This window comes from Meishania litoralis (assembly GCF_042611095.1).
GTDB lineage: Bacteria > Bacteroidota > Bacteroidia > Flavobacteriales > Flavobacteriaceae > Meishania > Meishania litoralis.
This window is the reverse complement of record NZ_JBHFPV010000007.1, coordinates 30,103-43,031: the sequence shown is the minus strand read 5'-3', so window position 1 is coordinate 43,031 and position 12,929 is coordinate 30,103. Positions and strand designations below refer to the sequence as shown.

Below are 12,929 nucleotides of genomic sequence, written 5' to 3'. Positions count from 1 at the left end.
AATAACATACCTTCTTTATCGCTTCCTTTTCGAAATAGGATTTCACAGAAATAAAAAAAGCCCCAAAATTAGGTTTCCATAAATCAGGTTTTATGTGCTTAAAGAAATATTCCGCCTGCGGCCTCGATACGTTGCCCAGTTGGTATGGTAGGTCAGAACCACGTCGATTCCTTTTTTTTGCCAGATTGAGGGCCATATCTTTTCCAAGTCCGCGACTACCACCTGTTGCCAAGGCTATGTTGCTATTGGTCATTGCTTTTATTTTAAAATATTTGAATATTGCAAAGGTCAGGATTATCTGTAAATTCTAGTGACATTTTTATAGCTACTGGCCGTCAAATTCATGATGACCTTAATCTTGCATAATTGGTCCGAGAGTATTTCGCATTGTTTTTATTACATTAGGAGATAGCTAATTAAAAACCGACCCTATGAAAACCTTTGTTATCAATATCGTGGCCTATTCCCTGCTCTTTTTCGCCATATCGGCAAATGCTCAAAGAAAATACTCCAAAAAACAAATCGAAAAACTGAAAAATGAAGCGGCCGAACTGGTAGATGCCGGTAAAAAGCAATCCCAAGTGATGGTCGATAAGGTGTTCAGCTTTTCTGAATTGGGTTTTCAGGAAGTGGAATCCTCAAAATACCTTACCGAAATCTTGGAAAACAACGGATTCGCCATAGAGAATTCCATTTCCGGTATTCCTACCGCTTGGTTGGCCAAGTGGAGCAATGGCGAGGGTCCGGTTATAGCCTTGGGCAGTGATGTCGATTGTATCCCCAAAGCATCGCAATATCCAGGTGTGGCCTATCACAAACCTATTGTCGAGGGAGCACCAGGTCATGGGGAGGGGCATAATGCGGGAATACCTTTGAATATATCCGCTGTATTGTCGGTAAAGCAAATCATGGAGCGAGAGAATATCGGTGGCACTTTGGTCGTTTGGCCGGGTATTGCGGAAGAATTGGTCGCCGCCAAGGCATGGTATGTGCGTGATGGACTTTTCGACAAGATCGACATGTGTATTTTCACCCATGTGAGCAACAACCTTAGTGTTTCTTATGGCCCCGCGAAGGGTACAGGGCTGATTTCGGTCGAATATTCATTTGAGGGAGAAGCGGCACACTCGGCGGGTTCCCCCTGGCGTGGAAGGAGTGCCTTGGATGCGGCCGAACTGATGAATATCGCATGGAATTATAAAAGAGAGCATCTTCATCCTTTAAAACGTTCACATTCCATTTTTACGGATGCGGGGGATCAGCCGAACGTTGTGCCATCGAAAGCTTCAATCTGGTTCTATTTTCGTGACGTCAAGTATGACGGTATTATGGAAATGTACCATGAGGCCAATGATATTGCAAAGGGAGCCGCCTTGATGACGGGAACTACGGTTAATTCAAAAATATTGGGAGCGGCTTGGCCTAGACATTTTAACAAGGTCATTGCCGAAACCATGTACGAGAATATTAAAGAAGTGGGTTTGCCAGAATGGTCGGAAGCGGATCAAAGTCTGGCCAAAGCCGTTCAGACCGAGGTCGAGTCGGAAAAAATTGAAGGATTGGCCACCAAATTGGATACGATCGGGTTGCCGGTTATCGAACCGATAAGCGGCGGTTCCGATGACATCGGTGATATTTCTTGGAAGACACCTACCGTTACCATGCGTTTTCCGTCGAACATTCCCGGATTACAAGGGCATCACTGGAGTAATGCAATTTCAATGGCTACGCCCATTGCCCATAAAGGTGTGGTCGTGGGGGCGAAGGTAGAGGCGATGACAATCTTGGACTTCCTTTTAAAACCTGAACTTATAAAGGACGCTTGGGATTATTTTAACAATGAACAGACCAAGGAAACAAAATTTGTTCCAATGATCAGTGAGAGCGACATGCCCCCCATATATTTGAACAAAGACAAGCAAGAGATGTTCAGGGCCGACCTGGAAAAGTTTTATTATGATGAGACCAAATACGATACGTATCTTGAGCAGTTAGGGGTAGAATACCCAACCTTGAAGGAATAGTTTATGAATTCGAACCGTCTTCGATTTAAAGATTGGTTGCTGTGACATGTAATTATTTTCGCTCCAACAGCGCCATATAGAATCCGTCGAACCCATGTTGCGAGGCGTATATTTTTTTTTCTTCGATAAGCGAAAAAGGTTCTCCTTCTTCCGACGCCAAGAACGATGTGACTTGGTCGCTATTCTCTTGCGGAAGTATGGAGCAGGTCGCATAGACCATTTTGCCACCGGGTTTTACTATTTTACTGTACTTTCGAATTATATCATGCTGGACTTTCGTAATCTTTTCAAGGAATTCAGGTTCTAATTTCCATTTGGTATCGGGATTTCTACGAATGACCCCAAGTCCGGTACAGGGGGCATCGATCAAAACCCTATCCGCGTTTCCGTAGAGCTTTTTATAAACCTTGCTCGTGGTTATTTCGCGAGGCTCTATGTTGTGCGCTCCGTTTCTTCGGGCACGGCGTTTCAGTTCTTTCAATTTACTGCCATAGATATCCATAGCGATCAGTTGGCCCTTATTTTCCATAAGTGCTGCCAGATGCAATGATTTTCCACCGGCTCCGGCACAGGTGTCGACTACCCGCTGTCCGGGTTCGACATCCAACAATTCGGCGACCAATTGAGAAGAGGCGTCCTGTACCTCAAAAAAGCCCTTTTTGAAAGAATCCGTTACGAAAACATTGGCACGTTCGGGAAGTCGTAAGGCCAACGGATACCCTTTGATCGGCTCGGCAACGATACCTTCGTTCAAAAGGGCCATGCGCAATTGGGCTTTTGTGGTTTTTAAGGTATTGGTGCGCAGAATAACTTCGGCCTGCTGATTTAGGGCTTCGATTTCTTTTGTCCAGAGTTTTTCGCCCAACGCTTTTTCACAGATTTCATCGATCCAATCGGGGACCGATTCGCGGTATTTCCTGATTTTCGAAAGTTCGTCGAACCTGCCTTTTATCCTTCTTTCAGGGGTGGGTTCGATCTGTTTCCAATCGGGTAGTTTTATTCCTTTCAAAACTGCCCAAACTGCCCACATACGAAATAGGTCAGATCGGTCAAAAGGGGCCTTGACCTCGGCAATCTCGGCGTATAATCTTTTGTAACGAACCATTTCATAGGCAGTTTCGGCGATAAAGGCACGGTCGCGGGCACCCCAGCGTTTATCATATTTCAATACTTTCTGGACCACTTTATCGGCGTATTCGTTCTCGTTGAATATCAAATTCAATGCGTCGATAACGGCAAATACCAGATTTCTATGGAGTTTCATTTCAAAAAATTAAGGTTGCAAAGGTATGGTTTTGCCACTGATTCCGATTATTTTTGAGAAACTTTATAGGTATGCGAAATCTGCTATTGGCACTATTAATATCAATTGTTCTCTCATGTTCGGATATTGAAAAGAGACCACCATTCTCTTCAGTAGAAATCGAAACTCTTTATGAAGATTCCCTGAGCATACGCGCGATCGAGCTGATGGGCAATAGTTTGGCGTTTGCGGCCAATAGAGGAACTTTCGGTACGATCGATCTGTCGAGTGGAAAAGTCCGCGCCAATGTCCAGAAATTTGATACCATCGTTCCCGAATATAGGGCCGTCGCCCATAATGCCACTGATTTTTTTATGCTCTCAGTAGCCAACCCAGCCCTTTTGTACAAGACGGGCGAGGACGGTGCCATGGATTTGGTCTATTTTGAGGAGGATGCCCAAGTTTTCTACGACGCCATGACGTTTTGGAACAACCGGGAAGGAATCGCAGTGGGCGACACCATGAACGGCTGTCTTTCGATTATCATCACCCGTGATGGCGGGCATCACTGGACGAAACTTTCTTGTGACGAACTACCAAAAGGAATCGAAGGTGAAGGTGCCTTTGCCGCGAGCAATACGAATATCAAGACTGTCGGCGACCATACCTGGATCGCAACAACGAGCAGCCGGATATATTTTTCGCCCGATAAGGGAAAGACATGGCAGATTCAAAAAACACCCATGCTTTATGAGGAACCGACCCAAGGAATTTATTCCATCGATTTTTACGATAAAAATTTAGGGTTCGCTATAGGTGGCGATTATACAAAGCCCGAAAATACCATGGCTAACAAGGCCATAACAACAGATGGCGGTAATACATGGAAATTGGTCGCCGATGGCCAAGAACCGCGATACAAAAGTTGCGTTCAGTTCGTGCCCGGTTCGAACGGCAAAGAAATCGTTGCCTTGGGCTTTACCGGCATTTCGTATTCCAAGGATGGTGGAGCTACATGGAAGGCGTTGTCGGACGAACCTTTTTACACGATTCGGTTTCAAAATGACTCGATCGCCTATGCCGCGGGCAAGAACCGAATAGCCAGACTTGCGTTCAGGTAAGAACTACCAACTACCTTCATGGTTTCTACGAAATTGCCGGATCAATTGTTTCTTGAAATCTTTTTCGGCCTTTATCAGTAGCAATGTTTTTTTGGCCGAAAGTACCTTTTTCATTTTTAGGGTAAATTCCTTGTCCAGTTCTTCTTCTTCCTTTTCTATTTTCAAATACTTGTCCAATAAGTCACTGGCTTCCTTTTCACTTACATTTTCATCGCCCAATTTGCTGTAAAATTCAGCATGTTCGGTCTTTCCTAAATGAAATCTTGTTTTTTCATATTCGTTATAAATAGGCCAAAAAGTTTCTGCCTCGGCACTTGTCAGGGCCAATCGTTCGGTAAAAAATGCGACTTTTAGCGCCTTTATCTTCTCAAAATTTGGTTTTTGAGGACCTTGCCCGTACGATATACTGGTTACCGCAAGCAAGACGATAATGAAAATTGAAATTTTATTCTTCATCATATACATTGTTTAATTCCTGAACATCTTCTATGGTTTGGTCCAAATAATCTTCGATTCCCTCTTGGTTGATTTCTTGGTTTAAAATATCGTTGATCCTCACCTCTTGCATTGGCAATAACTCGGCCAATTCGTTGTCACTAAAATCTATATCGTGGTTTTCTAGATAATTTTCGATATCATAACTCCCTAAAGTTTCAAAATCAGGTGTTTTCGTTGTTGTCAACTTGACCGATAGTGCAACAACCAATATTGCGGCGACGGAGGCGGCAGCTATGTAATATTGACGATAAGGGTGCAACCGTACTACCTTACTTTTTTCGGCATCAGCCTTCTGCGCAACACGCTCATTCAGCGTTTCAAAATAGTTCTTGGGAACGATAAAGCCGCTATCTCTGTACGCATCTGAAAACGATGGACCGGAATCTTCTTCGTTCAGTTTGGCCATCAACTTGTACTTGAACTCGTCAAAATAGTCCTTAGGGATTTTGAAGTTGTCGTTTTTACCAAAATTGCTCATAGCATTTATTTGACTATCAATGGTTTAAAAAGTTTAATCTTCTTTTAAAAATTCCTCCAATTTCTTTATGGCCAAGTGGTAAGAGGCTTTCAAGCCTCCTACGGTAAGTTGCAAGATTTCAGCGATTTCCTCATATTTGAGTTCCTCATAATACCGCATGTTGAACACCAATTTTTGTTTCTCAGGTAAAATTGAAATCGCTTTTTGCAGTTTGAGCTGTATTTCATCACCTTCAAAATACACATCGGCCTGCAAATTATCGACCATTCTTTCTTGGAGTTCTTCGTTATTTACGCCCAACTTTCTCGATTTGGACTTTAAAAAGCTCAACGATTCGTTGGTGGCGATGCGGTACATCCATGAATAGAGCTTGCTATCGCCCTTGAAGCCATCGATATTTCGATATACTTTGATAAAGGTATTCTGCAATACATCATCGGCATCGTCGTGGTTCAGCACGATTCTACGAATATGCCAATATAACCGTTCTTTATAGGTGTCGACCAAAGTCTCGAAGGCCTTTGCCTGGGTATCGGATTGCTTTAATAGATTTACTAAGGTTTCCTCCGCAATCAATATTTTGGGCTTAAGTTCAAAAATTAGACTCCAATAAAGTTAAAAGGTTTAACCGACACCTTCAACCTCATGCCATAAATTGGCAAGACCTGCCTATTTGTATTGGCGTAGCATATCAAGAGGCACTGGACATTATTTGGAGAGGCTATAATGTTTGCATTTCGACCAATTTTCTATAGATGCCATTTTTTTTCAAAAGCTCATCGTGAGTTCCTTGCTCGACAATTTCACCTTTTTGAAGTACGACAATTTTATTTGCCTTTTGTATCGTGGAAAGACGATGTGCGATGACCAATGACGTCCGGTTGCGCATCATCTTGTCCAAGGCATCCTGCACCAAACGCTCGCTCTCGGTATCGAGGGCAGAGGTAGCTTCGTCCAATATCATGATCGGGGGGTTCTTTAAAACGGCCCGGGCAATGGAAAGTCGCTGTTTTTGTCCGCCGCTCAATTTATTGCCCCCATCTCCGATATTGGTTTCATAACCATCGGGAAGATTGATGATAAACTCATGGGCATTGGCGATCTTGGCGGCCTCGATAATTTCTTCCGAAGTGGCATTTTCTTTCCCTAGGGCGATATTTTTGGCCACGGTATCATTGAACAGAATAGAGTCTTGGGTGACGAGCCCCATTAAATTGCGCAATGATTTTTTGGTCATATTTTTTATGTCGATTCCGTCGATCTTGATTTCCCCTTCGTCTACGTCATAAAAACGGGTGACAAGATTGGCAATGGTACTTTTGCCGCTTCCCGACTGGCCGACCAGGGCCACTGTATCTCCTTTGGGTACTTTCAAATCAAAATTGTGCAATACGTATTCATCTTCGTATTTGAAGGAAATATTCTTTAGCTCGATTCCTGATTCGAACCCCTCTTTTTCTAGGGCATCTTTCTTATCGATTATCGGGTTTTCAGTTTCAAGGATTTCTAATACCCTTTCGGCGGCGGCATTACCTTTTTTTACGCCATAGGAAGCTTTGCTTATCGATTTTGCCGGGGTCAAGATGTTGTAGGCGAGGCCCATATAGGCGATGAACGATGGTGCATCCAAAGTGCCTTCGACGAGAACCATTTTTCCACCGAACCATAGCAAAACACCGATGACCAATATCCCAAGAAATTCCCCCGTCGGCGAGGCGAGGTTCTGTCGGTTGAGCAATTTGTTCGAGAAATCGAAAAAGCGTTTGGTTGAGGCCGAAAAGGTTTTGAAGAACCTTGATTCCGAATTAAAGGCCTTTATCACCCGAAGTCCGCCCAAAGTTTCCTCCACGATCGACAAAAAATGTCCTTGTTCTTTTTGTACATAGTCGGATTGCTTCTTTAAGGATTTACCGATCCAAGAAATAATGCTGCCCGCAATCGGAATAAATATAAAAACGAAGAGTGTTAGCTTACCGCTTATGCTGAACATGACCAAAATGGTAAAAATAATGGTGAGGGGATCTCGAACGATTAGTTCCAGCACCGAAAGAAAGGAGTGCTGTATTTCCAATACATCTGATGTGATCCTTGCGATGACATCACCTTTTCGTTTTTCGGAATAGTATGAAATGGGCAAGTCGGTGATCTTGCGGTACATTTCGTTGCGAATATCCTTGAGTACACCATTGCGCAGAAAGGTGATGAAATACATGGCGAGATAATTGAACAGGTTTTTCAGAAGAAACAAGACCAAGACCAGACCGATGACCATGACCAAACCTTTCATTTTATCATCGCCCGCATATTCGTTCACCTGAAAGGCCAAATAATCCATCACATAATCTTTGGCGCGACGCATGCCTTCAAAAACAGGTTTTTGGGTCACGGGCTCTTCTTGTTCGAACAATACCCGAAGCATCGGAATCAAAGCCGCAAATGATAGGGCGCTAAAAAGTGCATAAAGAATGTTGAAGAATATATTCAGATAACCGTATCTGCTATAAGGTTTGGCGAACCGAAGGATTTTCTTGAAATAATTCATCAATCGAGTTTCAGTTCGCTCAAAATCACCGCAATTTTACTGTCAAGGGCCGCATTGACCTTTTTGAAATCATCGGCTTTTTTCAATTCGGCATTGGTGCTGATATAAAACTTCACCTTGGGCTCGGTGCCGCTGGGCCTTGCAGCAATTCGCGTTCCGTCCTTGGTTTCGTAGATCAGTACATTGCTTTTGGGGATATCTATCGGTATCTCTTCACCGGTCAAGACGTTTTTGATAACAGAGGTATTGTAATCTTCTATAAATTTCACTTTTGAACCGGCAACGGAGTCAACGGGATTTTCCTTGAAATCCTTCAACATCTGTTTGATTTCCTTGGCACCGGAGATTCCTTTTTTTGTTAAGGATACGAGATACTCTTTATAAAAACCGTAATCGACATAGCAATCGATGAGGTCTTGATAAAATGAGCTCCCGTTGGCCTTGGCCTGTGTCGCGATTTCGCATGCCAGTAGGGTAGCGGTTACCGCATCTTTGTCCCTGACGAAGTCGCCCACCATATACCCGAAACTCTCTTCACCACCGCCCAAGAACTTGGATTGTGGAAAATCCTTGATCATCTTGCCGATCCATTTGAATCCGGTCAAGGCGGTCTTGAACTCCACGCCGTAAGCGTTGGCCATTACTTCCATCATCGGAGTGGAAACGATCGTTGTCGCTATAAATTCATTGCCCTGAAACCCATTCTTCCTTTGTTGTTCCAAAAGGAATTTTGTCATCAAGATCATGGCCTGGTTACCGTTGACTATTTCCATCTGGCCATCAAGATTTCTCACGGCGATGCCCAAACGGTCGCTATCGGGATCGGTGCCGACGACCATATCGGCCCCAATTTCCTCCGCTTTTTTTATGGCCATCGAAAGGGCTTCAGACTCTTCGGGGTTGGGCGATTGAACCGTCGGGAAATTTCCGTCGGGTTCTGCCTGCTCTGCGATTACCGTTACGTTTGTATAGCCTGCCCGTTTCAATACTGCCGGTATCGCCGTTATCGAAGTACCGTGCAATGAAGTGAAAACGATCTTAAAATCATCCTTTCCTTCGGCATCGAAATTTCCGTTCGAGACAGAGGCTTCGATAAAAGCTTCATCGACTTCTTTGTCTATCAATTCGATGCGTTCGTCATCCCCATAAAAATTCACATCCTCAAAATCCAATCGATTGATTTCGGCGATGATTTCCCCGTCCTGCGGCGGAACGATCTGTCCGCCATCTGTCCAGTAGACCTTATAACCATTATATTCTGGGGGGTTATGCGATGCGGTCAACACGATTCCGGCATGACATTTTAAATGGCGCACGGCAAACGAAAGTTCAGGGGTGGTGCGTAAGGCCGAGAATAGGTACACTTTGATGCCATTGGCCGAAAACACCTCGGCGACGGTTCGTGCCAAGGTATCGCTGTTATGACGGCAATCGTACGCGATCACCACCTTAAGGTCTTCACCGGGATATACTTTTTTGAGATAGTTGCCGAGTCCCTGGGTGCTTTTTCCCAAGGTATATTTGTTGATGCGATTTGTGCCGACACCCATTACACCGCGCATGCCGCCCGTGCCGAACTCCATTTCCTTATAAAACCGATCTTTGAGTTCTTCGGTATCGGTCGCGATGAGATGTTCGATTTCTTTTTTGGTCTCGGTGTCAAAAAAATCGGTCAGCCAGGCATTGGCGGCGGTCATTATGGCATTCATTGGCAGTATGTCTATTTGAAAAGCAAAATTACGAAGAATATTGTTCTTCCTTTTGCACATGGTCGGTTTCTTCGGAAATGCTGTAGCGCGCTTCATTTTTTCTCGACCGTATCAAAATTTCACCGAGAAAACCGGCCAGAAATAGCTGGGTACCTATTATCATCGCCGTCAAGGACAGGAAAAATTGAGGGCGATCGGTAATCAAGCGCCCTGTAGGGTTTATAAAGAGTTTGTCGATACCAAGATATAGGGCAAAACCAAAACCGATGATGAACATCAATACCCCGAGCGCCCCGAAAAGGTGCATGGGCCTTTTACCGAACTTTGAAACGAACCAAATGGTGATCAAATCTAAAAAGCCGTTTATAAATCGTTCCATACCAAATTTTGTTTTTCCATATTTTCGGGCCTGGTGCAGCACCACTTTTTCGCCGATATTCGAAAATCCTGCGTTTTTGGCCAGTACGGGAATATACCGGTGCATTTCGCCCGACACCTCGATGTTTTTGACCACTTTTCGGTCAAACGCCTTTAACCCGCAGTTAAAATCGTGGAGTTTGACCCCCGAAGTCTTTCGTGCCGCCCAATTGAACAATTTGGAGGGCATATTCTTCGATAGCAACGAATCGTATCTTTTTTTCTTCCAGCCCGACACAAGATCGTAACCTTCTTCGTTAATCATCCGGTATAGTTCTGGAATTTCTTCCGGATTATCCTGTAGATCGGCATCCATGGTAATGATGACTTCTCCTTCGGCCGCCTTGAAACCGGCATGCAGCGCCTGCGATTTTCCGAAATTGCGCAAGAAGCGAATTCCCTTTACGTTGCTGTTTTCGGCCGAAAGGCGCGATATGAGCTGCCATGAGGTATCGGTACTGCCGTCATCGACGAAAAGTATTTCATAGGAAAAACGATTGGATCGCATCACCGATACGATCCAATCGTGGAGTTCTTGTAAAGATTCTTCCTCGTTCAAAAGAGGAATGACAATCGATAAATTCATAAGGTACTTTCGAATGGCTCTTCAAAAGTACAAATTAGTTAAGATTTTTCGGTCTTTTTAAGTATGAGCGCCGGAACAAGCGATAAAATGAAACCACTTATGATTACGTATAGCAAACCGAAAACAATCTGCATCGAAGGGGTCATGAATTTTTGCTGCGCTTCTATTTGGGCATCAATTTGGTCGGGTGTCATGTTGGATGACTGCAACAATTGTCCTTTTTGAAACTCGATCGCCTTTGTCATCATGTCGGGGTCGATTACGTTCATCATCAGTTGATTGAATACCAATCCAATGATTCCTGCGATTAGACAAATACCTACGCCGACTTTCATTCCTTGACCGAACGACATGTATCCGTTGTTGGCTTTTTTGAACTGCATCAGGCCTACGACAATAGCCGCCAAGGTCAGTAAAACGCTGACGCCAAGCACCATCATGCCGCCTTGGTAGTGCATATCCATTGAATATAGCATCAGCGAGAATACAATACCTATGCCACCTAATATACCGCCGTACGTTAGTGCAAATTTTCCTGTTTTAGGTTGGGTTTCTTCCATTTTATAAGGTTTTAAGTTGTTCGTAAGGTTAGTTGAAAAATTACCTTTTTTGTTACAATTAAATTTACGCTTTTTTTACGGTCTTTTTAGGTTTTATAATTGTAGGTTTACAAAAATTGGTTAAATTTGCAGCCTGAATTTTAGTGCCTGTCGGAAATGGGCGCATTAAAGCAAAGCAATGAAAAAAGACATACACCCGGAGAATTATAGAATGGTCGCCTTTAAAGACATGTCAAACGATGATGTGTTTTTGACCAAATCGACCGCCGATACCAAAGAGACCTTGGAAGTCGATGGCGTGGAATACCCTTTGGTAAAATTGGAAATCTCAAGAACATCGCATCCTTTTTATACCGGTAAGGCCAAGTTCTTGGATACCGCCGGACGTATCGATAAGTTCAAGAGCAAGTACGACAAATTTAAAAAGGCCGCTCCTGCTTCTGCAAAGAAGACCGAAACGAGCTCTCAAGAAGAATAAGTACTTTTCAACATACAATATCACGGTGCGCCTTCGTTATAACGGAGGCGTATTTTTTTAAATTTGTTTAATAAACGGCAAATGAACTATATTCTTTTTGATGGTACGGTGCGGGAGAATTTATTGCCTTTTACCTTCACAAGGCCGGTAGCCGATGTTCGTATCGGTATTTTGACCATTCGCGAAAAATGGGAGAAATACCTCGGTCAAACTACAAGTACGATAACCGAGGATTATCTTTCCGAGAAGTATCCGACCGTTAAAAAAGATACCAATATCGTGATCAATGGTTCTTTTTGTCCGAGTGGGGAACTGGTCAAAAGGGTCAAGAACCTAAAGAATAATGAAGCGATTTTCAAGAACAACGAAGTTGTTGCTTTTTATTCGAAAGACGCGGATTTACATTTTGATTTATCGAAATACCAGGCGATCGAATATGATGGGGAATTATTGCAGGTCAAAAACACCTGGGATATTTTTTCAAAGAACGGGGAAGCCCTTCAAGCTGATTTCGACTTTTTGACAAAAGGAAGAAAAAGTGCCCAGATTTCGGATACCAATAGGTTGATCAATGCCGAACATATCTTTTTGGAGGAAGGGGCTAGTGTTGAATACAGTACCTTGAATGCCACCGAAGGACCGATTTATATAGGCAAGAACGCAGAGGTGTGGGAAGGCGCCATGATCAGAGGTGCTTTTGCCCTTTGCAATAACGCAGTGGTCAAAATGGGCGCTAAGATGTACGGGGCGACCACGGTCGGGCCCTACGGAAAGGTTGCGGGTGAAGTTAGCAATGCCGTGATTTTCGGGTATTCGAGCAAGGGCCATGAAGGCTATTTGGGTAATGCCGTGCTTGGTGAATGGTGCAATATCGGGGCCGATTCGAACAACTCCAATTTAAAGAACAATTACGCGAAGGTCCGATTATGGAATTATGCCACGGAGCGTTTTGAACAAACCGGACTGCAATTTTGCGGACTCATGATGGGGGACCATAGCAAGACGGCCATTAACACCATGCTGAATACGGGCACCGTGGTCGGTGTAAACGTCAACTTGTACGTACCCGGTTTTCCAAGAAATTTCATTCCAAGTTTTAGCTGGGGCGGGGCATCGGGTTTTTCGACTTATCTGCCCAAAAAAGCTTTTGAGGCGGCCAAGGTAATGATGGCCCGTAGGGGCGTTGAATTCGATGATAAAGAGGCCCGAATTTTGGAACAAGTCTTTGAACTTACCAAAAAGTGGCGGAATTATTAGGCTCCCAATAATTATT

General features: G+C 43.8%; 12 protein-coding genes and 1 pseudogene. 4 read left to right on the top strand and 9 right to left on the bottom strand.

Annotated features, from left to right (window positions below):
• Positions 1–141 precede the first annotated feature (141 nt).
• A pseudogene (locus ACEZ3G_RS16650) lies at positions 142–253 on the bottom strand (short-chain dehydrogenase); the annotation flags it as partial.
• Positions 254–431: 178 nt separating this feature from the next.
• On the opposite strand from ACEZ3G_RS16650, the gene ACEZ3G_RS16645 reads away from it, so the two are divergent.
• Entirely contained in the window at positions 432–2,024 is a 1,593-nt protein-coding gene (locus ACEZ3G_RS16645; RefSeq protein WP_432426655.1) for an amidohydrolase, read from the top strand.
• Between the two features lie 52 nt (positions 2,025–2,076).
• Here the strand turns inward: ACEZ3G_RS16645 and ACEZ3G_RS16640 are convergent, their stop codons facing one another.
• Positions 2,077–3,288, bottom strand: a complete 1,212-nt coding sequence (locus tag ACEZ3G_RS16640) for an RsmB/NOP family class I SAM-dependent RNA methyltransferase (RefSeq protein WP_432426654.1) — start codon at positions 3,286–3,288, stop codon at positions 2,077–2,079.
• A 71-nt stretch (positions 3,289–3,359) separates the two neighbouring features.
• On the opposite strand from ACEZ3G_RS16640, the gene ACEZ3G_RS16635 reads away from it, so the two are divergent.
• Positions 3,360–4,388: a WD40/YVTN/BNR-like repeat-containing protein gene (locus tag ACEZ3G_RS16635; protein WP_432426653.1), complete on the top strand. Its 1,029-nt coding sequence runs from the start codon at positions 3,360–3,362 to the stop codon at positions 4,386–4,388.
• 3 nt (positions 4,389–4,391) lie between these two features.
• Here the strand turns inward: ACEZ3G_RS16635 and ACEZ3G_RS16630 are convergent, their stop codons facing one another.
• The 7 genes from ACEZ3G_RS16630 to ACEZ3G_RS16600 all read right to left on the bottom strand — a co-directional run bounded on the left by ACEZ3G_RS16630 (position 4,392) and on the right by ACEZ3G_RS16600 (position 11,178).
• On the bottom strand, positions 4,392–4,847 hold the full coding sequence (locus ACEZ3G_RS16630; RefSeq protein ID WP_432426652.1) for a hypothetical protein: 456 nt from the start codon (positions 4,845–4,847) through the stop codon (positions 4,392–4,394).
• Entirely contained in the window at positions 4,834–5,364 is a 531-nt protein-coding gene (locus ACEZ3G_RS16625) for a hypothetical protein (RefSeq protein ID WP_432426651.1), read from the bottom strand. The genes ACEZ3G_RS16630 and ACEZ3G_RS16625 overlap by 14 nt, the downstream gene beginning before the upstream one ends.
• A 33-nt stretch (positions 5,365–5,397) precedes the next feature.
• Positions 5,398–5,940, bottom strand: coding sequence for an RNA polymerase sigma factor (locus tag ACEZ3G_RS16620; protein ID WP_432426650.1), 543 nt, complete (start codon positions 5,938–5,940; stop codon positions 5,398–5,400).
• A gap of 145 nt (positions 5,941–6,085) precedes the next feature.
• Entirely contained in the window at positions 6,086–7,906 is a 1,821-nt protein-coding gene (locus ACEZ3G_RS16615; protein WP_432426649.1) for an ABC transporter ATP-binding protein, read from the bottom strand.
• Positions 7,906–9,615: a phospho-sugar mutase gene (locus ACEZ3G_RS16610; protein WP_432426672.1), complete on the bottom strand. Its 1,710-nt coding sequence runs from the start codon at positions 9,613–9,615 to the stop codon at positions 7,906–7,908. Before ACEZ3G_RS16610 ends, ACEZ3G_RS16615 begins: the two co-directional genes overlap by 1 nt.
• 28 nt (positions 9,616–9,643) lie before the next feature.
• A complete protein-coding gene (locus ACEZ3G_RS16605) occupies positions 9,644–10,618 on the bottom strand; it encodes a glycosyltransferase family 2 protein (protein WP_432426648.1) in 975 nt (324 codons plus the stop codon).
• 38 nt (positions 10,619–10,656) lie between these two features.
• Positions 10,657–11,178: a DUF4199 domain-containing protein gene (locus tag ACEZ3G_RS16600; RefSeq protein ID WP_432426647.1), complete on the bottom strand. Its 522-nt coding sequence runs from the start codon at positions 11,176–11,178 to the stop codon at positions 10,657–10,659.
• Positions 11,179–11,356: 178 nt separating this feature from the next.
• Between ACEZ3G_RS16600 and ACEZ3G_RS16595 the strand changes: the two genes are divergently transcribed.
• A complete protein-coding gene (locus ACEZ3G_RS16595; protein ID WP_432426646.1) occupies positions 11,357–11,656 on the top strand; it encodes a type B 50S ribosomal protein L31 in 300 nt (99 codons plus the stop codon).
• A gap of 81 nt (positions 11,657–11,737) precedes the next feature.
• On the top strand, positions 11,738–12,913 hold the full coding sequence (locus ACEZ3G_RS16590; RefSeq protein ID WP_432426645.1) for a GlmU family protein: 1,176 nt from the start codon (positions 11,738–11,740) through the stop codon (positions 12,911–12,913).
• The last annotated feature ends 16 nt before the right edge of the window (positions 12,914–12,929 follow it).

Coding starts and splice junctions, on each gene's coding strand:
- ACEZ3G_RS16635 (WP_432426653.1), top strand. CDS start 3,360: ATGCGAAATCTGCTATTGGCACTATTAATATCAATTGTTCTCTCATGT.
- ACEZ3G_RS16605 (WP_432426648.1), bottom strand. CDS start 10,618: ATGAATTTATCGATTGTCATTCCTCTTTTGAACGAGGAAGAATCTTTA.
- ACEZ3G_RS16630 (WP_432426652.1), bottom strand. CDS start 4,847: ATGATGAAGAATAAAATTTCAATTTTCATTATCGTCTTGCTTGCGGTA.
- ACEZ3G_RS16610 (WP_432426672.1), bottom strand. CDS start 9,615: ATGAATGCCATAATGACCGCCGCCAATGCCTGGCTGACCGATTTTTTT.
- ACEZ3G_RS16615 (WP_432426649.1), bottom strand. CDS start 7,906: ATGAATTATTTCAAGAAAATCCTTCGGTTCGCCAAACCTTATAGCAGA.
- ACEZ3G_RS16600 (WP_432426647.1), bottom strand. CDS start 11,178: ATGGAAGAAACCCAACCTAAAACAGGAAAATTTGCACTAACGTACGGC.
- ACEZ3G_RS16625 (WP_432426651.1), bottom strand. CDS start 5,364: ATGAGCAATTTTGGTAAAAACGACAACTTCAAAATCCCTAAGGACTAT.
- ACEZ3G_RS16595 (WP_432426646.1), top strand. CDS start 11,357: ATGAAAAAAGACATACACCCGGAGAATTATAGAATGGTCGCCTTTAAA.
- ACEZ3G_RS16590 (WP_432426645.1), top strand. CDS start 11,738: ATGAACTATATTCTTTTTGATGGTACGGTGCGGGAGAATTTATTGCCT.
- ACEZ3G_RS16645 (WP_432426655.1), top strand. CDS start 432: ATGAAAACCTTTGTTATCAATATCGTGGCCTATTCCCTGCTCTTTTTC.
- ACEZ3G_RS16640 (WP_432426654.1), bottom strand. CDS start 3,288: ATGAAACTCCATAGAAATCTGGTATTTGCCGTTATCGACGCATTGAAT.